General features: G+C 51.5%; 15 protein-coding genes. 3 read left to right on the forward strand and 12 right to left on the reverse strand.

The features are described 5' to 3' along the window. Window positions 1–7: 7 nt before the first annotated feature. From K7P76_RS29595 to K7P76_RS29610, 4 genes are all read right to left on the reverse strand, one after another. A complete protein-coding gene (locus tag K7P76_RS29595; RefSeq protein ID WP_232189700.1) occupies window positions 8–1,783 on the reverse strand; it encodes a sensor histidine kinase in 1,776 nt (591 codons plus the stop codon). Window positions 1,784–1,973: 190 nt separating this feature from the next. Continuing rightward, window positions 1,974–5,525, reverse strand: a complete 3,552-nt coding sequence (locus K7P76_RS29600) for a fibronectin type III domain-containing protein (protein ID WP_232189701.1) — start codon at window positions 5,523–5,525, stop codon at window positions 1,974–1,976. A 113-nt stretch (window positions 5,526–5,638) separates the two neighbouring features. Further along, the gene (locus K7P76_RS29605; RefSeq protein WP_232189702.1) at window positions 5,639–10,135 is read right to left on the reverse strand and encodes a fibronectin type III domain-containing protein; all 4,497 of its coding nucleotides are present in this window, start codon (window positions 10,133–10,135) and stop codon (window positions 5,639–5,641) included. A 588-nt stretch (window positions 10,136–10,723) separates the two neighbouring features. Then, a complete protein-coding gene (locus K7P76_RS29610) occupies window positions 10,724–14,338 on the reverse strand; it encodes a DNA polymerase III subunit alpha (protein WP_232189703.1) in 3,615 nt (1,204 codons plus the stop codon). Window positions 14,339–14,431: 93 nt separating this feature from the next. Here K7P76_RS29610 and K7P76_RS29615 point away from each other — a divergent pair, with 93 nt between their 5' ends. From K7P76_RS29615 to K7P76_RS29625, 3 genes are all read left to right on the forward strand, one after another. After that, on the forward strand, window positions 14,432–14,758 hold the full coding sequence (locus tag K7P76_RS29615; protein WP_232189704.1) for a YtrH family sporulation protein: 327 nt from the start codon (window positions 14,432–14,434) through the stop codon (window positions 14,756–14,758). Window positions 14,759–14,766: 8 nt separating this feature from the next. Next, window positions 14,767–15,261, forward strand: a complete 495-nt coding sequence (locus K7P76_RS29620) for a sporulation membrane protein YtrI (RefSeq protein ID WP_232189705.1) — start codon at window positions 14,767–14,769, stop codon at window positions 15,259–15,261. A gap of 87 nt (window positions 15,262–15,348) precedes the next feature. After that, window positions 15,349–15,645 (forward strand): YtpI family protein, encoded by a 297-nt coding sequence (locus K7P76_RS29625; protein WP_232189706.1) that lies wholly within the window; start codon window positions 15,349–15,351, stop codon window positions 15,643–15,645. Between the two features lie 24 nt (window positions 15,646–15,669). Here the strand turns inward: K7P76_RS29625 and K7P76_RS29630 are convergent, their stop codons facing one another. From K7P76_RS29630 to aepY, 8 genes are all read right to left on the reverse strand, one after another. Further along, window positions 15,670–17,013: a DRTGG domain-containing protein gene (locus K7P76_RS29630; RefSeq protein WP_232189707.1), complete on the reverse strand. Its 1,344-nt coding sequence runs from the start codon at window positions 17,011–17,013 to the stop codon at window positions 15,670–15,672. Between the two features lie 144 nt (window positions 17,014–17,157). Continuing rightward, window positions 17,158–18,069 carry a hypothetical protein gene (locus K7P76_RS29635; protein WP_232189708.1) on the reverse strand — a complete coding sequence of 304 codons (912 nt, stop codon included), beginning with the start codon at window positions 18,067–18,069 and terminating at the stop codon, window positions 17,158–17,160. Between the two features lie 76 nt (window positions 18,070–18,145). Next, window positions 18,146–18,811, reverse strand: a complete 666-nt coding sequence (locus tag K7P76_RS29640; RefSeq protein WP_255678907.1) for an ABC transporter ATP-binding protein — start codon at window positions 18,809–18,811, stop codon at window positions 18,146–18,148. Window positions 18,812–18,905: 94 nt separating this feature from the next. Beyond that, window positions 18,906–19,679: a YheC/YheD family protein gene (locus K7P76_RS29645; protein WP_255678900.1), complete on the reverse strand. Its 774-nt coding sequence runs from the start codon at window positions 19,677–19,679 to the stop codon at window positions 18,906–18,908. 32 nt (window positions 19,680–19,711) lie between these two features. Further along, window positions 19,712–20,461, reverse strand: a complete 750-nt coding sequence (locus K7P76_RS29650; RefSeq protein WP_232189710.1) for a YheC/YheD family protein — start codon at window positions 20,459–20,461, stop codon at window positions 19,712–19,714. A gap of 4 nt (window positions 20,462–20,465) precedes the next feature. Then, entirely contained in the window at window positions 20,466–21,179 is a 714-nt protein-coding gene (locus K7P76_RS29655) for a YheC/YheD family protein (protein ID WP_309244808.1), read from the reverse strand. A 39-nt stretch (window positions 21,180–21,218) separates the two neighbouring features. Continuing rightward, window positions 21,219–22,340: a 2-aminoethylphosphonate aminotransferase gene (locus tag K7P76_RS29660; RefSeq protein ID WP_232189712.1), complete on the reverse strand. Its 1,122-nt coding sequence runs from the start codon at window positions 22,338–22,340 to the stop codon at window positions 21,219–21,221. Continuing rightward, window positions 22,340–23,500: a phosphonopyruvate decarboxylase gene (gene aepY, locus K7P76_RS29665; RefSeq protein WP_232189713.1), complete on the reverse strand. Its 1,161-nt coding sequence runs from the start codon at window positions 23,498–23,500 to the stop codon at window positions 22,340–22,342. Before aepY ends, K7P76_RS29660 begins: the two co-directional genes overlap by 1 nt. Between the last annotated feature and the right edge of the window lie 186 nt (window positions 23,501–23,686).

Genomic DNA, 23,686 nt, shown 5'->3' on the forward strand with positions numbered 1-23,686 from the left:
AAGCCCCCTATTGTTGTTGATTGTTGTCCCCAACGGTATCTAGCGGCAGCTTCAAAGTTACCTTCATGCCGCCCATCTCCCCGCGTTCTACGGAAACGCCGCAATCGCCTCCGAAACGAATTCGTAAACGCCGGTGGACGTTAAGCATGCCAGTGTACTCCATCTCATTGCTATTGAAGCTCAGATCCGCCTCCAATTTCTGCAAATCCTCGTCCGTCAGCCATTCGCCGTTATCTTCGACCGACATTAGGAGGAACTCGTCCCGTTGCTCCATCGCTACGACGATCCGACCGTTTTTTCGCTTGGATTCCAAACCGTATTTATAAGCGTTCTCGATGAAAGGCTGCAAGATGAGCCGTGGCACCCGCATTTCTTTGCAAGCTTCCGGCAGTTCGCCGAAATCGACATCGATTCGGCTTTTGGCGAAGCGGATATTTTGAATTTCCACGTAGGTCCGCGAATGCCTGATTTCCGCCTCGAGCGGAACATCCTCCGCCGCATTGCGGGTAATGTATTGAAAATACTCTCCGAGATGCTGGCTGAATCGAATGACGCTGTCGAAGTCGCTCATTTTAGCCAAACGGTAGAGGATAAAATAGGTATTGTACAAAAAATGCGGATTGATCTGGGATTGCAGCTGCTTCAGCTCCGAACTCTGGGCTCTTATTTTCTGCTCGTACACTTCATGAATGAGTACTTTCAGCTTCTCCATCATCATGTTGAACCGCTGGAACAAATACAGAAACTCATCATTCGATTTAGGCAATGGCATCGGCTCCATCAAACCCGCCTCTACCTTGCGGAAGCCGGAGATCATCCTGTATAACGGCCTGCGAATGAGGCGGTATAGCCAATAGGAATAAGCGATAATGATAGCCAATGATATGAACGACAATATCCATAGAAGCGTTCTATATTTATCGATAGCGCCGAGCATCTGCTCCGGAGGCACATACGCGATCAAATAATAGCCGAATGTCGGGGAATGCTTGTAAGCGGTCAAATACTGGTTTCCGCCCGCTTGAATCTGTTGTATGCCTTCCATGGCATTTCGATTGAATCGACCGTTCAGAAAACCTTTCAGTTCGGGCGCAACTTCGCCGTTCCCGTCCCCATTCAACATCCAATTCCGTTCGACATTGATCAGCATCGCGCCGGACCTCTCGTAATCGGAAAACGATTGCAGCGACTGCCTCATCGTCTCCAGGTTCAGTTCGATCGACAGGACGAACGTTTCTTGCATGTTGGGAAGATCGGAACCCGGATAAGCGACCGCGAGAAACAGCCGATCGTTCCAATAAAAAATGCCGGGCCCTCGTCGTTTGTATACCGATTCGACCGCCTGATAGTCGTCGTCTATTTTGTCGGTGATCGATTGCTCGCTGGACAGCGTCCGTTTGAGCGTCAGAATATGGGCGCTTACGCTTTTGACGTACATGCTGGAGCTTTTGATAGATTGAAGCTTGTCTTGAATTCGCAGCACCGTTTCCGACCATTCCGCTATCGTCATCGTGTTGCTGATGAACGCGAGGTGCTGCAAGTCTTTGTCGACGACGTATTGCTGAAGCAAACTCATCAATCGTTCGTTTTCCACTTCCAGCGAATTCAAATAAAAGTCGACCCTGGACTTGAGAGATTTCGAGAGTTCATCGCGGACGCTCGACTCGCCTAACTGATTCATCTCTAGTCCGATACCGTATATCGGAGCTATGACCAATAAAAAAGCGATGATCAGCTTCGGGAAAATGGTGAGTCTCCATTGTTTCACGCTACGAATCCTCATGTTATCTCTCCTTGAGGGATTTACTTACAATCTATGTATATATTAGAATACAAGCGTTTTCATAACAATATGTCCGATAGAGTTATCTACTCGGCTGCCTGCAGATTCACGTGGGATTCAACCACGACACAAGCCGCCTTCACCCACTGGTTACATGGGATCGGGCGGCTTATATTATGGGGACTTAATGTTACTGAATATTATCGACCATGACGAAAATCGGCCTTTCGCTAACGTTAACGTTCACCTTGCCGCCGGAGATGGTGAGCGCGGACGGAACGCCGTCCGTATCCCCGCTCGCCATCGTCACCGACGTAGCGGTTGTCGGCGTTCCCGCCAAAGTCAATTGATAGTTGCTTACGGTTGTGTTGTTGCTCGTCGGGCACCAAATGACATAACCGCCATTGGAACCTGTAGCGCTTTTGAACTTGTAAATCTTGACGTTGGAATTGCCCGAACTTTGCTCATCCAAATACTTCATGCCGGTCAGCCTGTTTTTGAGCGTGTAGACGTAGTACCAAGAAATTTTCGGCACGCTTCCCGTGTTCTTGCTGCTGATCAATCCACTGTCGTCAAACCTCGTTCTGGAGGCCGGCTCGACGTCGTTGTCACGGAGCATGAACATGGCTGCTTTATCGACTCCCGCAGCAGCGGCGGCCAAGTATGAGCGGACCAGCCACTGTGCTTGCACTTCGTATTGCGAAGTCAACCCTATAGCTGGTGCGCGTTGTGCCGAACCCGAATACGTGTCGTAACCGAACTCCGTGATCCACATCTCTTTGCCTGGCAAATAACGGTTTCGGTAATCGACGAACTTCTGCAATTTTTCCTTGAACAAGCCGGTTTCCGGACTGACTCCTACCGTTGAGGTCTGTTGATCCGTCCCGTCATTGCTGTAAAGATGGATATTGAGCACATCGAAAGGAACGCTGCCGCTGCGGTTCCAATCCGCCCAGAACTTGAGGGCGCGTATATATTCCAGGTCAGGATCGGCAAGCCCGCCCATCACTAGCTTGGCATTCGGATCGGCGTTCTTCACGCCGACCGTATTCCCCATCGTTCCCAAGTGTCCGTCGTAGTCCGCGCTAGCCATCGCCGCGTATTCATACGGATTAAAATAGACTTCACGCGAAGACCACCACGCATCCTGTTCGTTCCAATCCTCGAAATATTTCAGCGTATTCAGTCCGGTGCTCCTCGGCTGCCCCGAAGCCAGCTTCAACTTGCTGTCGGCGACAGCCGTGCTGCCGTAACGGGCCGCGAATTGGAACATATGATCGGCATGCTCTGCGTACGAAGAAGGCAATAGCGGATCTTCCCCGGTCGAAATCGGTTTATTCCCGAAAGCGTTTGATAGCCAATCAACGCTGCCCTGAATGGCCGGAGAGACCGTAAGGCCCGCCGCTTTCAGGTTCTGGTAATAGGCGTCGAAGTTCCATGTGCCTCCTCCGGCATAGCTCGGATTGAATTTGTTGGCGTTGTTCGGATACCCGGGATAAACGGTTGTATGGTTTTTGAAATCCCATGCGTCCCCTTCATCCCAAAACCAATTGTGATATTCCCGGACAAACCCGGCCGCCAGCATTTTATCCTGCGGATCGTCGATGAACGCGTTGATGCCGATCAATTGATCCATCGTCGGCAGCGCATGTGGCGTCGGGGTCGGCGGCGTCTCGGGCGTGCCGAGCGGCGTGCCGTACAGGACAATTTCATGCATGTTGCGGCAGCAGCCATCGAACTTCACCTGCACGTAACGAGTCGTGATATTCACCGAATGAGGCCGCCACTGATTCTGTTGGGACAATGGGTCGGTAAACAGCTGGGTCCAGTTGAAGGGCGTTCCCGCCGATACAGACATGTTGCCGCCACCGGAGCCGTCGTAAAGGTAAACGTCGGTCAGTTGATAGTTCGTTCCGAGATCGATGACGGCGCTGGCAGGCTGGTACCCCACGAAGTAGCCGGCATTCCAAAAGGTGGTCGGGTTGCCGCCGATTCCCGCTTTCGGATCGCCGGACAGCGTCTGTTCGTCCACGAGCAGCGTGGCGTCGCCGCCAGTCACTTCGTTCAAGATCATGGAGGCGGTTAACGTGATTTTGGTCGATGTCGATGCAGTCGTCGCTTTGCTGACCACGTTGGACAGCCCGGATTCGTTCGGCACTTCGTCTTTCGTCTTGAGCGCAAAATAATACGTCGTGCTGGCCGCAAGTCCGTTCACCGTTAGCGACTGTGCAGTCCCCGCTGCAGCGGGCGCGGGTTCACCCGTCACCTGCGTCGCAGTTGCCCAGGTGCCCGACGTAATGGCGCTTGTGCTGTAGCGGATGTCGTAAGACGCAGCCGTTCCCGTCGTGCCGTCGTCTCCCGGCGCTGTCCACGTCAGGTTCACCGAATTGCCGGTCGAAGAAGGGGCGGCCAAATTCGTCACGTCTGCAGGAGCGGTCGTATCTCCTCCCCCTCCTCCGGCCGGCGATCCGTACAGAACGATCTCGGTCATGTTGACGTTCGGCGCCGACAGAGAAACGCGCACGTAACGGGTCGTAACGGTGACCGGGTGCGCGTTCCACGTCATAAAGCCGGTGAGCGGATCGGTGAACAGCGACGTCCAATTGCCGGGGCTTCCGGCGGAAATCGTGATGTCCGCGATGCCGTACGTGTCTCTGAGGTAAATACTCGTCAGGTCGTAGTTTTGCCCGAGGTCGATGTAGGCGTGAGCCGGATAGAGCGACGAGTTCCACCCTGCCTGCCAATTCGTGGTCGGCGCTCCTCCGGTGCCTCCGGCCGGGTCGCCTGCGGTCGCCTGCTCATCCACGAGCAGCGTCGCATCGCCGAGGCCGGACTCATTCACGACCATTGGTGCCGTGAGAGTAATTTTACCGCTTGATGCAGCGGTTGTCGCTTTGCTCACGGCATTGGAGAGGCCGGAAATATTCGGAACCTCATCCGAAGCTTTCATCGCGAAATAGTAAGTCGTGCTTGCCGCCAATCCGTCGACACTCATCGATTGATTGGTTCCCGCCGCTGCAGGAGTCGGCTCGCCGGTCACTTGTGTGGCGCTAGCCCAGTTGCTGCTTGTAATGGCAGACGTGCTGTAACGGATGTCGTAAGATGAAGCCGTTCCCGTGCTTCCGTCATCGCCCGGTGCCGTCCAAGTCAGACTGACCGAGCTCGAGGTAGAGGAAGGCGCCGCCAAATTCGCGATAGCCGCGGGAGCCGTTGTATCTCCGGAAGCTGCGGCGGTGCCGTAGATGACGACCTCGGTCATATTCGTATTCGTTGCTCCCAAGGCTACGCGTACATACCGAGTCGTAACGGAAACCGGGTGCGCGTTCCACGTCATCCAACCGCTCAACGGATCGGTAAACAACGTCGTCCAATTGCCCGGACTTCCGGAATACAACGTGATGTTCGCCATATCATGAGTGTCTCGCAAATAAATGCTCGTTAAATTGTAGCTTTGCCCGAGATCGATGTAAGCGTAAGCCGGGTAAAGCGAACTGTTCCATCCCGCCTGCCAATGCGTGACGGGATCCCCGCCGGTGCCGTTCGCCGGATCTCCGGCAAGCGTCTGCTCATCCACAAGCATCGTCGCATCGCCCAAACCCGACTCGTTCGTCACCATCGACGGGGTCAAGACGATTTTCGTCTCCGCCGCGTACGCCTTTCCGCCATTCGTCAGGAACAGCATGCTGAAGCAGGTCACGAAGGTAAGGCATACAACCATAACCGCTGATACTGCTTTTTTCATTAAAAATCCCTCCTTTATGATCGAATACAGTTCAACTGTATATCGCTTTTCATAAGAAGGGATATGAGACATTAATAACTTTCCTTATCCTTTCATATCCAACTTGCGATACCTCACTTCGTTTGATTCAGAAGCCACGTATAAACATCCGGATTATTGTACGTTTCGTCCCATCCGTCGTGGGCTATTTTCTGATAAACGGTCATGAGGGGTGACGGAACCGGCGGGAGCGGACTGTTGATCATATAACTGAATACTTTCTCGGTCTGGTCTCTTCCGCTTACCGTATCAGTCGCGTTAATGAAAGCCCAGGATGGAATGGCGTTCATTCGGAATGCGTTGTCCGGCGTAATGAAGATATTATTCGAGTTTTCGAAATTCCGGATCTGGGAAGCGATTGGAACGATGGCCGCCACTTTCTCCGGATGTTCATTCGCATAATAGTAAGTGCCGCCTCCGCCAATGCTTAACCCCGTCACGTAAATGCGCTCTGGATCGATCGGATAACGGTTCATCGCATCGCGGGCGAAATCGTCGATATACCCGGGCGAGTACCATCTCGTCGTTGGCGTTCCTTTCGACTGCGGTGAAATGACGATAAACGGCATTTCCTGTCCGTTCTTAATCAATTGGGGCGGTCCATGGATCGTTAGCTTGTTCACGTCGGTTCCCTCTTCACCGCCTCCATGCAAGAACAACAGCAACGGATATTTGCCGTTCGGACCGCGGTAGACGTCTTCCGGCGCGTATGCGAGATAATGGACGCCTCCGACACCGGCTAACGAGGAATTGAACTGCACTTCCTTCTGCCGGATTTGCAGCGTATTTACTGAGCTGTATACTGTTCCCAAACCAGAGGTTTGACCCTCTGCGACCCAATAGGCGTAATAGGTGACGTTATCGGGAAGCTTGCCGATCGTTCTTGTCAGTTCAACACCTGCTTGGTTAACAGGAACGATGCCGTTTTTGACAAGCGGGCCGACCGTCGATCCTTGCGCCGCGGCCTTGAGGGCTGCAGCAGTCGGGGGTGTTTGCGCCGAGTTGTAGACGACGTAATAAACATTTCCCAGCTCCTGCGGGCTGACAATCAAATCCATCGTCGAGGCGCCGCTTACGATATATCCACCCGGCGCGGAAGTCGTTGTCGCCGTTACGATGTTGGATATCGGCGATGGCTGGTCCGCCTCGTCACGAGTCTTTAGTGCGAAATAATACATCGTTCCGGGACGAAGACCTTGCACGGTCATGGACTGGCCGGTGCCGGCGGTTGCCGGTACCGGCGCTCCGAATGCACGGACGGCGTTATCCCAGTTAGCCGCGTTAATCGGTGAAGTGCTAAAACGAACATCATAGTTCGCCGCTTGACCTAACGCCCCGTCATCTCCCGGAGCCGTCCAGGTCAACTGTGCCGTCAATAACCCCGCATTCGAGGCGTTCAAATTCGTCACGGCTCCCGGAGGCGCCGTATCTGCCGTTCCGGAAGTCGTCGCACTGGCCGCATTGGAAAGGGAAGCTAGGTTGCCGGCTTCGTCCTTTGCTTTGACTGCAAAATAATACGACGTTCCCGCATAGAGACCTTTTACCGTTAACGTCTGGGTATTACCTGCTTTTTGCGGGAGAACATACACATCCGCCTTGATTGCTTGATTCCAATTGCCGGCATTAATCGGCACGTTGCTATATCTCACTTCATACGCCGATACCGTACCCCAAGGACCGCTTAAACCCGGCAGAGTAATATCGTCGTCTCCCGGAGCCGTGAACGAAAGTTGAACGGATGTGGCATCCAGAGCCGTTGCGGTCAGATTGCCAATTGCGCTTGGCGGCGTCTGGTCGGGCAAAGCCTCCAGTCGTGGCGTGCGAATGAAATCTTTCGGCTGACTGGCGCTGGACCAGTAACTTTGGATATAGGCCGATGTGTCTGGCCCCTTCACTTCGGCGCGGATTTCATATAACTGATTCGCCGTGAGTGCAATCGTAGCAGACTGCTCCGTCGCCGTTGGACTATTCCAAGTGTCGATCAGCAGCTGTTGGTTAACCCATAGGCGAACGCCGGTATTGGATGATGTTTTCGTGTAGAAAGTATAGGTTTGGGAAAAGGAGGGCTTGACTTGACCCGTCACCCTGGCACCGAATTGGTTTGAAGTGAAGGGCAGGAACCAAGCTTGGAGCTCGAACTTGTCGTACGTTCTGCGACCCTGGAAAGAAGAAAGATTCGGATCGGAGAACCATTCGGTTACCATTCCAGCCGCATAACCCGCGCTGTCCCAATTCGTCATTACATCAACTGATGTGGACAGGGTCGAAGTGTTGCCGGCTTCGTCCTTCGTTTTCACGTTAAAACTGTACAGTCTGCCCGGCTTTAGACCGGTTACCGTCAACGTTTCGATTCCGCCCGCCGTTTTCGGCACAAGCGATTGATTGTATACCGTTGAAGACAACCAAGTATTGAAGTTCACGTCGCTATTACCGGTCGTTTCATCCACAATCGTCCTCTCACCGTAGCGGACTTCATAGCTGGTTGCCTGCCCAGTATTTCCGTCGTCTCCGGGCGATTGCCACGTTAACGTGGCAGACGTACCCGTCCATGAGACGATCTTCAAGGTTTTGATCGCAGCCGGTGCCTGGGTGTCACCGGAAACAAGGGTCGTCGCGTTCGGTACGTTGGATATTGCCGACACGTTCGGCTTTTCATCGCTGGACTTGAGCGCGAAATAGTATGTCGTGTTCGCCGTTAACCCGGTTACCGTCATCGTCTGACTCGTGCCCGCCGCCAATGGTGCCGGTTCACCCGAGGCCTGAGTTGCGCTCGCCCAGTTCGCCTCAGTGATTGCGCTCGTGCTGTAGCGCACATCGTAGCTCGAAGCGGTTCCCGTGGCGTTATCGTCTCCAGGAGCGGTCCAATTCAAATTTACCGCGTTCATAGTTGGCGAGGAAGCCGTTAAGTTCGTCACTGCCGCCGGTGCGATCGTATCCGATGAAGCAGTCGTCGTCCCGCTTGCTACATTAGACAGCGCTGATAGATTCGGCACTTCATCGCTTGTCTTAAGCGCGAAAAAGTAAGTCGTGCTCTCCGACAGACCATTCACGATCATGGATTGGATTGTTCCCGCCGCAGCAGGAGAAGGTTCTCCGCTTAATTGTGCAGCGCTTGCCCAGTTAGCGGGCGTAATTGCGCTAGTGCTGTAGCGAATATCGTAGGATGCCGCCGTTCCCGTTGTTCCATCGTCCCCAGGTGCCGTCCAACTCAAATTCAACGAAGTTGGTGTTGGAGAAGAGACCGCCAAATTCGATACCATTCCAGGTGCGGTCGTATCCCCGCCGCCGACAGCTGTACCGTAAATAACGATTTCCGACATATTCGTGTTCGTCGCGCCAAGAGCAACCCGTATGAACCTTGTTGTGACGGATACCGGATGCGCATTCCAAGTCATCCAGCCGGTCAAAGGATCGGTAAATAAAGCTGTCCAATTTCCGGGATTTCCAGAATACACCGTTATATTCGCGATATCGCTGACGTCTCGTAAATAGATGCTCGATAAATCGTAGTTTTGTCCGAGATCAATGTAAGCATAAGCCGGATATAGCGACTGATTCCATCCTGCCTGCCAGTTTGTCGCAGGAGCTCCGCCAGTGCCGGCCGCCGGATCTCCGGCAATCGATTGTTCATCCACCAGCAATGTTGGATCGCCAAGGCCGGACTCGTTGACGACCATCGACGGAGTAAGCGTAATTTTCCCGCTTGTCGCGGCGGTTGTCGCCCTACTTACCAGGTTCGAAAGGTTCGAAACGTTGGGAACTTCATCGGAAGCTGTCATGGCGAAATAATACGTCGTACTTGCCGCCAATCCGCCAACGGTCATCGATTGATTGGTTCCAGCCACAGCGGGAGCAGGCTCGCCGGTCACCTGCGTGGCGCTAGCCCAGTTGCCGCTCGTAATGGCGGACGTACTGTAGCGGATGTCGTAAGAAGCAGCGGTTCCCGTGCTTCCGTCATCCCCCGGTGCTGTCCAAGTCAGACTGACCGAACTCGAGGTCGAAGACGGCGCCGCCAAATTCGCGATGGCCGCGGGAGCTGTTGTATCTCCGGAAGCTGCGGCGGTGCCGTAGATGATGACCTCGGTCATATTCACGTTCGTTGCGCTTAAGGCCACGCGAACGTACCGCGTCGTGACGGTAACCGGGTGCGCGTTCCACGTCATCCAACCGGTCAACGGATCGGTAAACAACGACGTCCAATTCCCTGGGCTTCCGGAATACAACGTGATGTTTGCCATATCATGAGTGTCGCGCAAATAAATGCTCGTTAAATTGTAACTTTGCCCGAGATCGATGTAAGCGTAAGCCGGGTAAAGCGAACTGTTCCAACCCGCCTGCCAGCTCGTCGTGGGCGCACCGCCGGTACCGTTTGCCGGATCTCCGGCAAGCGTCTGCTCATCCACAAGCATCGTCGCATCGCCCAAACCCGACTCGTTCGTCACCATCGACGGGGTCAAGACGATTTTCGTCTCCGCCGCGTACGCCTTTCCGCCATTCGTCAGGAACAGCATGCTGAAGCAGGTCACGAAGGTAAGGCATACAACCATAACCGCTGATACTGCTTTTTTCATTAAAAATCCCTCCTTTATGATCGAATACAGTTCAACTGTATATCGCTTTTCATAAGGAGGGATATGAGACTTTCATAGCTTTCCTTGTCTTTTCATATCTACTATTCGGCCACATTCCAGGGTGACACACTTAATTCGATTTCAAGCTTTGCGGCTCCTTGAAAGCTAGCAGTTCACCGTCCAGCGGGATTTGAGGCGGAGTTATACGGTTTTTCCGTCTAATTCCTCGCCATCAGCAGGATTTGAGGCGGAGTTATACGGTTTTTCCGTCTAATTCCTCGCGGTCAGCGGAATTTGAGGCGAAGTTATGCGGTTTTTCCGTCTAATTCCTCGCCATCAGCGGGATTTAGGACGGAGTTATACGGTTTTTCCGTCTAATTCCTCGCCGTCAGCGGAATTACTTGGTTTTATCGAATGACAACAAGAATAGGTTAGTTAAATGAGCAGTCATGTAAAAAAAAGAACTTGCAGAAGAATTCTGCTCGTTCTTTTTTAAGGTATTTGAACAGGGATTGTGGTAACAAAGGTAACTTGTGTCTGACATTCCGCAATTGGTGCAGTAGGCGTCTGTTCAAGCGAGAGAACAGTTTACTTTACCCGGATGCTTCCCGCTCCGAGCAGTTTTTCCATTTCAGCGATTAGCTCCGGCGTAGGGTTAACTTTGTATTCGTCGCTTAGCGCGACGGTACGCCGTTCCCGTTCATAGCGGAGCACCGTCGCAAGCTCGCCCGCGTACCTCTTCAACAATAGCTTAAGACGAATGAGCGTAGCCGGCTGTTCGTGCGGTTCGTCGATGCGGATGTACACCCGCTCCGGATTGCTGCTACCGACAAAAGGCTTGGGTGCGATAGGTGCAGCGGATGCCGACGAAATTACGGAAGATGTCGGAGTTTGAGTTACAGCTGCCGCCTGAACTGATCCAGCCCGGTTTGCATAGCCCCCGCCAGAACGCGGAGTTTGCCCAATCCGTCGCAACCGTTCTACTTGCATTTTCAGATCCGCGGCATCCAGCGGAAGAATATCGTCCACGAGTAGTTTGTAATCCTCGTCTCCTTGCTGCACCTTGGCCCGAACGAATACAAGCGAACCTTTCTTCGCTATTGAAGCCGCTTTGGCCCATACGGTCGGAAACGCGACGAGCTCCGTCCCCATGATCCGATCCTCCATCTCCAGGAAAGCCATCGATTGCCCTTTGCGGGTGACGAAAGGCTTGAGCGATACGATCATCCCCGCCGTATAAACCGTCGAACCGTCCGGCGCGTCCGCAATATCGACCAACCGGTCAAGCTTTAACTCCTCGAACATTTCATCGAAAATGTCCAATGGATGGCCGGACAAATATAGTCCCATCAGATCCCGCTCCAGCTCGAGCATCTGCGTCTGGGTGTAGGGTGGAACATTAGGCAAATCCACGTTCCAGTTCGGCGATTCCGCAAAATCGAACAGCTCGATCTGCAGCTCCTCCCGCTGTTTACGCCATAATGCCGATGCGGTGAGGGTCGGCTCCAGCGCCGCAAGTTGCTGCGATCGGTGTCCCGGCATCGACTCGAGCGCACCTGCCTGCAACAGCGATTCAATGACTCTTTTGTTGCATACCCGCGGATCCACCCGCCTGCAGAAGTCGGTTAAGCTGTCGAAGGGACGCTCTTGTCTCTCTTTTAGAATACTCTCGATCGCTTGCGTACCTACGTTCTTGACGCCGGCTAATCCGAATCGAATAGCGCCATGCGTATCTGCTCCAGTCGCGGCAATCGGCGTGAATAGCACCCCGCTCTCGTTAACGTCCGGCGGCAACACCGCGATTCCCATCCGGCGGCACTCGTCTACATATTCAGCCGTCTTGCGCTGGTTGCCTACGACCGCCGTCAGCATGGAAGCCATGAAAGCAATCGGATGATGCGTTTTGAGATAAGCGGTCTGAAACGCCAGAACCGCATAAGCCGCTGCATGCGCACGGGGAAAACCGTAATCCGCGAACCTGACGATCAAGTCGTAGACGCTGTTTGCGTCTTTATCGCTATAGCCTAACTTCAAGCTGCCCCGGACAAAAAATTTCCGTTGCTCGTCCAGCACTTCGCGTTTCTTCTTGCTCACCGCGCGCCGCAGCAAATCGGCTTCTCCCAACGTAAAACCCGCCATCGCGGAAGCGATCTGCATAATTTGCTCTTGATAGACGATGATGCCGTAAGTGTCTCCGAGTATCGGTTTTAGATTGTCATGGGGGTATTCTACCTCCACCAAGCCGTGTTTCGCCCGAATGAACTGAGGGATGAATTCCATCGGCCCCGGCCTGAACAGCGCAAGCACCGAGACGATATCCTCGAACGAATTCGGTTTCATCTCCTTCAGCACGCGACGCATACCCGTTGATTCCAATTGGAAAATCCCCGTCGTATCTCCCCGCCCCATCAGTTCATAAGTCGGCACGTCATCGTACGACACTTCTTCCCAACGGAACACGCGACCGGTTTGTTCCCGAATCGAAGCGAGTGTTCGCTCGATGATAGATAAAGTACGCAAACCGAGAAAATCCATCTTGAGCAAACCAACGGCTTCTAAATGCTCCATCGAATATTGGGTTAAGGGAACTCCGTCCGTCCCTTCTTGCAGCGGTACATAATCGGTAAGCGGATCCGAGGAGATAACGACGCCCGCCGCATGCGTGGAAGCATGCCGGGGCATTCCTTCGACTCGTCTTGCCATCGCGATTAACTCGGCCGCTCCTGAAGTTCCTTCTGCCAATGCGCGGAATTCCGAGCTTTCTTTCATCGCCCTTTCGATCGACATTCCAGGGGCGGCCGGTATAAGTTTTGCCGTCTTATCGACTTCTCCGAAGGGCAAATTGAGCACACGGCCCACGTCGCGAACGGCCGCCCGCGCAGCTAACGTACCGAACGTAATAATCTGCGCCACATGTTCCGCGCCGTACTTCTGGACAACGTAACGGATTACTTCATCGCGCCGCTCGTCGCTGAAGTCGATATCGATATCGGGCATGCTGACCCGTTCCGGATTCAGAAACCTCTCGAACAGCAGCTTGTGCTTTAGCGGGTCTACGTCGGTTATTTTCAGCACATACGCTACTAAACTGCCTGCAGACGAACCGCGCCCCGGTCCCGTAACGATGCCCTGCTCATGCGCGAAACGGATGAAATCCCAGACGATCAGAAAATAATCGTCGAAGCCCATATCCCCGATGACATGCAGCTCGTAGTGAAGCCGTTCCTCCGCCGCCTTGCGGAATTCCGCATCCTCCCAATCCGGAAGCCCATTAAACCGATCCAACAAGCCTTGCTTGCATAACTCTCTCAAATATTGCGCAGCCGAACTCCCATCGGGAAGAGGAGCAAATTGAGGCAAAATATGCCGCCCGAACACCAACTCCAAAGAGCAGCTGTCCGCGATTTTCACCGTATTGGCTATCGCCTCCGGCACATGACGGAATAAAGTCGCCATATCCTCGCCGCTCTTGAGATATAACTGGTTCGTCGCTATTTTCAACCGATCCGGATCGTCTACCGTCTTCCCGGTGCCTATGCACAGAAGCACATCCTGCAAGGAATGGTCATCCTCGTGCATGTAATGCGAATCATTCGTTGCGGCTAACGGGATTCCCGTTTCCTCGGACAACTTAAGAACGCCTGCCGAAACCTTCTTCTGCTCCAAAATCCCATGGTCCTGAAGCTCTAAGTAATAATCGTCGCCGAACAATTCGCGATACCGAAGCGCCGTCGCCTTCGCATCGTCATATCGGTCATCCATAAGCTGCTTGGACAGCTCGCTGCTCATGCACCCGCTTAAACACACGAGCCCTTCCGCGTACTCGGTTAACGCTTCGAAATCAATCCGGGGACGATAATAGAAGCCTTCCAAATGTCCGATCGAGGTCAGCTTCATTAAATTCCGGTAACCTATCTCGTTCTTAGCAAGTAAAGTCAAATGATAGATAGGCTGCTCCTTGCGCGATTGTTTCTCGTGGCGCGAGCCCGCCGTAATGTAAGCTTCCATGCCGATAATCGGTTTAATGCCGTGCTCCAGACACGCTTTATAGAAAGGAATGGCGCCGTACATGACGCCGTGATCCGTAAGGGCGAGCGATTTCATGCCGAGCTCCGCCGCCTTGGCCGCCATCTCCTTGATGCGCGCGGCGCCGTCGAGCAAGCTGTATTCGCTATGAACGTGAAGATGAACGAAGTCGCACATGGTTATCCCTTCTTTTCCGCCTAAACTCTCTTTTATTAATTGTATCATAAGGGGATAGACCCGTCCCATACATATGATAGTGAGGTGATGGATATGGTTGAGTTCTTTACGAAAGCGGCTTTCTGCTTCCTCATTGCGTTCGGCGTCGTGCTCGGCGGCGCGATGCTTGCGGCTATGGGATCCGCGTTCCTAATGACCCCGCCCAAGGAGAAAATGCTTCAAGTCGCGGGCAATTTGAAAATATGGGCGCTCGTCGCGGCTGTCGGCGGTACGATTGACCCGATACGGGTCATTGAGTCACATATGAGTGAAGGTTACCTTTCCCCGGCTATGCAGCAAATCGGCTATATTCTGTTTGCTTACTTGGGCGCTCATATGGGTACGGAGCTTATTCAGTGGATGAGCCGTAATGGGGGGTGAAACGATATATGCGCATTCCCTCTTTCGATCACTTTCAGCGATTCGTGCAGGCTGCCGCGTTTTTCGCTTGCGGTTTAATTGTCGGCAGCGCCGTATATAGCGCCTTGCAAAATGCCCAGGTGGATCAACTCATACGGGAAAACTATAAGCTTCAAGACGAATTGACGACGTTAAGGAAGGAGGTTGATCAGAATCAGCAGCGGCGTAAGGAAAACGTCATTCGCAGCATCGTTCCGTTTATCGAGGAACCGCGAGGGAAACCCCCGCTCGATATTGTTACCGAGGCAGAGCTCAAGAAGAGGCTGGAAAAAGATTTAAAGATCTTCATCGGGCGCAACATCTACATGATCGGTTCGGATTCGCGCATTGCAAGAAACCTGCTCGAGCAGAAAATATACGATCATATCGGGGATAAGGATTACGAGGTAAGCGTGAAAACAATGCTTGTCGTAGACGGCGTGCTGCAAGTGTGGGTAGAGGCGAAAATTCACCATCCGAAGTAAACCGCAACTTGGCACACAAGCGCGCCCCACCCTGTTTATGGTACAATAAGTGGCGTTATTGACTCTGCAAAGGAGCTGCTTACTATTATGATTAATGTCCTTCTGTGGGTGTTCGGAGCCCTTATTATCGTCACATCCGCGATGTCCGCCGTGTATAGCTTCCGGTCCCGCCGGACGACGGATAATCGGTTGCGCGGATTGTATTCTTCTCGCATGAACATCAGCATGGGACTGATGCTTATTTTCATCGCGTTGATCCAAATGTTCCTGTTCAGTGGATCGAGCCTCAGAGTCGTAGTAGGCGCGTTATTCATGATGCTTGGTTTGTTCAACTTGTTCGCAGGCATGCGCAACCACTCTTATTTCACCCGTCAGCAACAGTAACTCTGATGATTGGTTAAACCGTGCTTATGCCGGATCAATTGTCTGAGCGGTCAACATCGCCTTCGCGACGACTTCTCCGTCCTGCACGGCTTGAACTTCTACTTTGACATATCTCCTGCTTGCTTCGATGATGTGCGGGATGATTGAGATCCCCGCATCGATCGGCACCGTGCGTAAGAAGTACGTGGTCATATTGTCCAACACGTGCTCTCGTTTCCTTAAATCCTCGACCGCCCGGCTCGCCGCTTGCTGTATGAGCGATGTTAGAACGCCTTCGGATATCGTGCCTAACGGACCCGACATTTGCGGTGTTGCCAAGCCGCTGAAATACAATCGGCCTTCCGAATCCCGCTGTTCCGTGAATCCTCCCCACATCAACGCGTCGAAGGTTTCCCCTAAGTGGGCGGGACGGTTGGCGAACTGCATCGCCCGCAATACTTCGCCCCTGCTGATAGCCCCTACTAGCTTGCGCTGTCTGTCGACAACGGGCAGCAGTTCGATTCCTTCCGATACCATCCGATGGGCAGCCGAGGCAACGGGCGTATTGAGCGTTACGGTCATCGGACGCCGGGTCATCAGCTTGTCCAAAGTTTGGCCTGAAGGCGACCCAATTACATCCTTCGATGTAATCATTCCTACAACCCTGTTCCACTCGTCTGCTACAGGAAACCTGCTGCTTCCGGTTTCCGCGCTTAATTTCAGGAAATCCGCTACCTCCGACGATTGCTTTAACACGCTGCTTCGGGAAGACGGCTCAAGCAAATCGGCAATGATCATGATTTTGCGCTTGATCAGCCGGTCATACATCGCCCTGTTGATCATCGAAGCGACGGTGAACGTATCATGTCGGCAAGTCAGAATGGGGAGCTGCCGTTCGTTAGCTAACGCTCGCACATCTTCGCTCGTACCGAATCCACCCGTAACCAACACCCCCGCCCCGTGCTCCAGCGCGGTTCTATGCGCATTCTCCCGGTTACCTACGATTAGCAGGCTGCCCGCGTCGATGTATGCCATCATTTCATCCAGTTCCATCGCCCCGATAACGAATTTATGGAGCGTCTTCTCCAAGCCTTCCTCTCCGCCAAGCAAGCTGCCCTGCACGATTTCCAGCACTTCGGCGAACGTTAATTGCTCCGGATTGCTCCGTCTCTTCTTATCGACTCGAACGGTGCCGATCCGCTCTTTCGTGCTGACCAAACCAAGCTGTTCGGCTTCCTTGATTGCCCGGTATGCCGTACCGTCCGACACGCCGCGGTCCTTGGCCATCTGACGAACGGGCACCTTCGTGCCGATCGGAAGCTCGCGGATATACTGTAGCAACTGCTCGTGCTTCGTCATTTCATTCAGGTTGTTATCATTTCCGGGCATGCGGCTCCCCGCCTTTTCTATGTCTCATTTCCTCAATTATAACAAAACTTATTCCATCTTAAGCAAACTCGGAGAAATCGGAATGACAAAATAAAAAGCTGTACCGGTGTGTAAGGACCGGGACAGCCATATTGAGTGTACAGTTTACGTGATGATCGAGTATACCAAGGAGAGCAACAGCAAGTAGGCAGAGATGGAATATACGATAAACAGAAATCTGCGTTCCCTGCTTACCTCGTGCAGTTCTTCCGCCTGCGTAACGATCAAGAGCAGATTAATGAGCAGCAGGATGATTCCGATCAGCATGGAAAGCTGAATCGATACGAAAGCGACGATTCCTGCGACGATCCACCCGGCTCCGAACATCAATTGCGAGCTTCCCTGGTAAGTCACGGCTTCCATCCATGTCCTCTTTCTAGCTCCCCGCCAATTGCCGAAGATCGTCAGCGAACCGACAAGCAGCGCGATGGAGAAAATGCCAAGAACCAAGTATTTCGCGGGAGCCGTAAATCTGAGCAGACCGAGGAATACAAGATTACCCATTCCCCCGAACAAATCCCTTAAAATCGCCTCTTGTATCGCCCATATCCAGAAGAAAAATCCTAACACTCCTACTGCGGCACCGATAGCACCGTAAATCCATTCCGTTTCCGGCTGAAGCTTAAGTCCCGCTGACGGGTTTTTCACCAACTCCAGCAGCTTCTGCACGTCGACGCCGTTCGCTGGGGAAGCCGGTGCCGCAACCGATGTTGCGGTTGGTGCTCCGGTCGGTGCTGCGATTGGTGCTGCGGGTGGTGCTGCGGTTGGCGCTGCGGTTGGTGCTCCGGTCGGTGCTGCGGTTGGTGCTGCGGTTGGTGCTGCGGTTGGTGCTGCGGTTGGTGCTGCGGTTGGTGCTGCATCAGCTTCAACAGTTTGCTCCACCGCTGGTGTCGGTGCTTCCGCTGTTAAAGGTGCCTCTTGTGAGCTTTCAGCCGCCGATGCTGACGTCTGGCTCTCGGGCGGTTCAGTCGCTTCCTCATCGTGTAATTCCTGCTGTTTGGATTCTTCTTCGGACATGTCGAATTTTCCTCCTCGGAACAACTCAGGAATATTTTACCTTCCATTATTATTCGAGCAAGAACATTAAAATCCTCTAATTTTGCAGCATTTTGAGCTGGTAAAACTCGCCTTTCAGTTCCATTAACTCCTCGTACGTACCGACTTCTTCGCATTGTCCCTGTTTCATGACCACAATGCGATCGGCGTCCCGAATCGTCGACAGCCGATGGGCAACGATGAACGTCGTTCGCCCCTGGATAAGCTTCTTCATCGCTTGTTGAACGTGATACTCCGATTCATTGTCGAGCACGGACGTAGCTTCGTCGAGAAGAATTACTTTCGGATCCCGAACGAGGGCGCGCGCGATCGCAATACGTTGACGCTGTCTGCCCGAGAGGCGTCCGCCGTGTTCGCCGACAGCGGTATCAAGCCCCAGCGGCAGCTGCGCGATGACATCTTCAAGATGAGTCATGCGGATTACATCCGCTAATTGCTCGTCGCTTACCGTCGGCAAGCCGTACGTAATATTTTCCCGGATCGATCCGGAGAAAAGCACCGTGCACTGATGAACGACGGCGAGATGTTTGCGGTAAAATCCCATGTCCAGCTCGTCCATCGGTACGCCATCCATTCTCACCTGCCCGCTTACCGGACGATTAAATCCGATGACCAGATTAAGCACCGTTGATTTACCGGCTCCGGAAGCGCCGACGAGCGCTATGCTTTCACCGGCCTTAACTTCCAGGTTGAAGTCGGACAGAACATGCCGATCCGAGTTGGGAAATCGGGTTCAGGATCATGGATAGAACACAAAAGCTTTTGTCCTGGCAGCAGGGCAAAAGCTTTTGTGTTCTTTACCCAGACTTCGTTCGGCTCATTTTGTAGTCAGCCGCTAAACTTTTAATCTTACGGTAGTACGTCTTATCCTCCAATCGGTTAAACAATCCATATGAAGGATACGCAAGGTTCACCTCGATAACCCATATTTTCCCTTTACGATCGATACCGAAATCTATGCCCGTCTCATAGGAACGATAATCGCTTTTCATGGCATATCGAATCAATTTAAAACTATCGTCTATCAACTCACGTTTTACGCTCTCTATTCGTTCGCGACCATAGCCTAATGATTTGACTAAAGCATCTTCGATCGTGGTGGCATATCCTCCACCGCGACGAACATTGGTTACTATGCTGCGTTCTCCTGCAACTTTCGCCAGCATCCCCGCGTACTGCCATTTTTCTTTCCCGTCTCGCATCAGCATAACGCGAATGGAGAAGGGTCTTTCCTCAATGTGGGCCACATCAATTGCCCTTTGGACGAGTACGGAATTTCCGCGCCGTCCGTCTCTGAGCTTATGATATAGATCTTCGATTGATCGCACGTCAACCGGTTCACCCTTAACTTTAACGAATCGATACCCATCATCCGTTTTCCATGCTTTTATGATTCCTAAGCCAGTATGCTCGTTCTTTCCTTTGATATAAACCGAATGATATTTATCCAAATATTCCGAAAGAGAATTTAGACTCAGCAGCGTTGTCGGCGGCAAAAGTTTATAGAGATCGGGATGTCTGGAATACAACCGATGTATCTCCCACTTTGAAGGATCCCACTTTGAGCCCATTCCATCATTCCTTTCTTCGTTGTGAAATATGCTTATCTTGCTATTTCCCTCATTCTTTTAATTTTTCGAAATAGAGCTTGATCCGGAAGCAGCTTGAAATTCCCTCTGATCAACGGTTCGATGTTGACTTCGTAAATCCAGATTTTCTTATGGCGATCGATTCCTATGTCGACGGCAAACTCTTTCAGATTGGGATACATTTGGCTCACGCGCCTCACGGTTCTCAAGACACATCTTTCTAATTTACGATTCATCTTGATTCTTTCCTTAGCGGTATATTCCAAATGTCGTTTAAAGAGCGTGCGGAGTAATACCGGGGTTCCCCCGTAATGAGAGGTTGTCACGATACTTCCATGCTCCCCCAGCCTCCCGCAGATTCCCCCGACCTTCCACTTTCCACGCACTCTCAGGCTATGGCAACGAAGATCAAAGGGTCTGCCGCCCTTCGTCACGCTGTCAACCGCCCGCTGGACAACATATCTACTGTCCTCCGTTATGCCCTTCACTGAAGTCCATAGATCCTTACCATCGACGTAATTCACTTCGGTTCCCTGCCTGAGTTTATAACTATCGTCCCTCAATCTCTCAACCCGAATGACGCCTCTTGATTTTCTTCCCTGATCCGGTTTGAGATAGATTTTGTCATGCTTGCTTAGCATCCTGTAAAACGAGCTTTCCCGCAGCAATTCCGTGTCCGGAATATGACGCGAAATCCGCGGCGTGTGTATGAGCTGGTATGCGACCGCAAGCTTACTTTTCACATGATGTTTCTCAATCGCCATGAAATCACCCGTCGCGCATTATTTTTTTTGCCCTTAAATATTTACGGTAGAGTCTTCGGTCGATCTTCTTCAAGCCTGTGCAATCCGGTTTCGTATTTGCTTCGATAAACCAGATATTCCCTCTCTTGTCAATCGCCATATCCAAACCTAAAATTTCGAGCGGAAAACGGGAGCCTAAAATTTGCGCAATTTGTTGGGAGGCATCAATCAAATCTCGAATAATCTCCGATCTTTTTAATGGCTGATCGGTTCTTTTAAGCAGTTTGTAAAGATTGTAATCCTTTGCCCCCTTCGATACATTCGTGACGACCGAGGACCTTTGCGGCGCAACTTTGGCACACATTAACGTCGCGCGCCACTTGTTCAGAGGCTTTTGCAGGACAACCCGCACATCGAATGGACGATGCCGATAAGTTGCCAAATCAATTCCTCGTTGGATGATATATTCCTTATTCGGATCCAGTATTTCTTTGATTGTCGAATAAACTTTATCTCGCGAGCATAAGTGTGTGGATTGTTTATACGAAATCTTAAACTCTCCTGCCCTAAGTCTCTTGACCCGGATGATTCCATTCCCTTGTCTCCCGACATCCGGTTTGATATAAACGAGGTCATAGGTTCGCAGCATTCTTTGGAGGCTGGATTGATCAAACCATTCCGTATCCGGAACATAATGTTTCATGATGGGATCATCCATTACGGCAAGTCCCTTTTTCATTTTGCTTCTAATAACGGTGTGTACGATACGATCACCTCCTTATGCATCTTTGACAAACCCTTTCCGAATAAGATAGGTTTCAAGCAGCATCAAAAATGACTCTATTTCTTTGAAAGTGATATCGCCGATATTCGCGATCCTGAATGTTTTAAATTCGTCGAGTTTGCCAGGATAAATCGTATAGCCCCTACTATGCAAATAGTCGTGCATCTCTTTGAAACTGTACCCTTCCACGTTCGGTTCGAAAATGGAAGTAACCAGCTTGGAATGCAGGTTGTCGCTGGCGATATATTTTAAACCTAGACGCGTAATGCCGGCGATTAACGTTTCCCAGCATTTCTTATAGCGCGCATATCTTTGGTCGATCCCCTCTTCCTTCAGTTCCTCTACCGCTTGTTTAAGCGCATATAGGGTTTGAACAGGCGGAGTAAAGCGGGTTTGATAGGTTTCCGAGAAAAAACGATATTGGGCGTGTAAATCGAGATAATAATTTTTCGGTTTATTAGGTTTGTTCTTTTCCAATAACTCGGTTTCCGCTACTACGAACGAGATGCCGGCCATAGCTTGTAGATTTTTATTGGAACTTGCTGCAAGATAATGAATATTCATTTTGCGCATGTCAATCGGAATGGCTGCAAAAGAACTTATGGCATCTACGATCAGATGTATTCGATATCTCAAGCACAAAACGCCAATCGCTTCTATGTCATTAAGAAGTCCGGTGGTTGTCTCGTGGTGAACGACTGCCATATGGGTGATTTTCCGTCGACTATTGTCCAGAAGCGATTCCAATGCCGTCAGATCAAGGGCAGCATGAGAAGGACTGTGAAATACCAGATGCCCCAAGCCGTAAGCTTCCGCAATTTCGCACATCCGTTTGCCGTATGCGCCGTTATTCACGATCAAAACCAGATCGTCCCGCTGTACGACAGAACTTAATATAGATTCGACTGCAGCCGTGCCGGAGCCACCGAACAATACGGTCGAATAATTCCCCGAATCCGAAACCATACGAGTCAATTCAGTGCAAACAGATTCCAGCAATCGGCCGAATTCTTTTTCGCGCGGGCAAATATCGGGCACGACTTGGGCAAGTTTAACGCCATACGTTGTCGTTGCGGGACCGGGAGTGAGTAAGATTTTTCTGCCGACAAGCTTCATCAACTTCTCGCTCCTTTCGATTCGGGGACATTGCGGTTCAAAAACTTCTCTAACCGTTCTTTGACCTCGTAAGGTTTTATTGAAGGTCGGCTTAACTGGTCCTCCGTGCTTGAAGAAATTTTGAGATGAAGAAAGGTCAAGCCTTTCGTAATTTTCCATTCTTTCAAGCACGTATTCAGCTCATTTAAATCGTGGATATAAATGGATTTCGAGTAACCGCAGGAGGATGCAATATCGATAAATTTAACGTTATGGGAAACCGTCTTCTGCCCTCCCGTAGAATCATGAGCATTATTATCCAGTAAAATATGAATCATATTTTGCGGATTGTAGTAGCCAATCGTAGCCATGCTCCCCATCCGCATTAGCAGCGAGCCGTCTCCATCGATAACAACGATATCGAAATCGGGTTTACTGAGCGCCATCCCGAGGCCGAAGGAACCGATGCACCCCATAGACCCGACCATATAAAGGTTATTGTGCGCATCTTCGATTTCGAACAATTGCCTCCCTGTTTTTCCGGTTGTCGCGAGCTGGGCGGTTTTGCCGTCTTTGCATCCGTTGATCACCCGTAATGCTTCCTGACGAGTAGGCAGTTGATTGTCGGCCCGTTGGCCGCTGTTTTCTTTGTTAACGCTGAAGTAACGGTCTTGTTCTTTCAATATTTCAGGTTCAAAGCTTCCTTTTTTTACGACAAAGAAAAAGGGATGGCCGCTATCAATATATTTGGCTGCTAAAGACATCTGTCGTTTGGCTTTCTTGAAATCGGCAGACAAATACATCCACTTCACCTGCATGGAATCAAGCAGATTTGTCGTTATTCGTCCCATCAGTTCATGCTGCGGTTCATCTTGTTCGCCGGGTTGCCCTCGCCAGCTGACGAATCCCAATACCGGAATGCGAAACGGATAATTAAGAGACACCAGCGGCGATACGGCGTTCGAGAGACCCGAGTTTTGCATGAGAACAACCGGTTTCTTCCCTCCCAATAAGGCTCCCGAAGCGATGGCGACCGCGTCCCCCTCATTTGTTGCCCCAATATATTCGCTCTCATTGATGGCATAATTGATTAAGTTTTTTAAGAAGGAGCATGGAACACCAGTGTAAAAATCAAAGCCCAGTTTTTTCAACTCTCTCCCAAAAATATTGGTGTTGATCATCGATGATTCGCACCTTCCTACAGTCAACTATCATGAGAGCTTAAGTAACTGCTTCTCCACGGCAAAGTCTATACCGATTTTCCCTCTACAGTGCTATGGATTTTGTTCAAATATCCTCCTTTGAATTTGTACTTAGTTAATGCGTTGGGGGACATCCATGTGTTAGACAAATGTGGAAAAGCCAAG

The organism is Cohnella silvisoli, assembly GCF_021190915.1.
Classification (GTDB): Bacteria; Bacillota; Bacilli; order Paenibacillales; family Paenibacillaceae; genus Cohnella; species Cohnella silvisoli.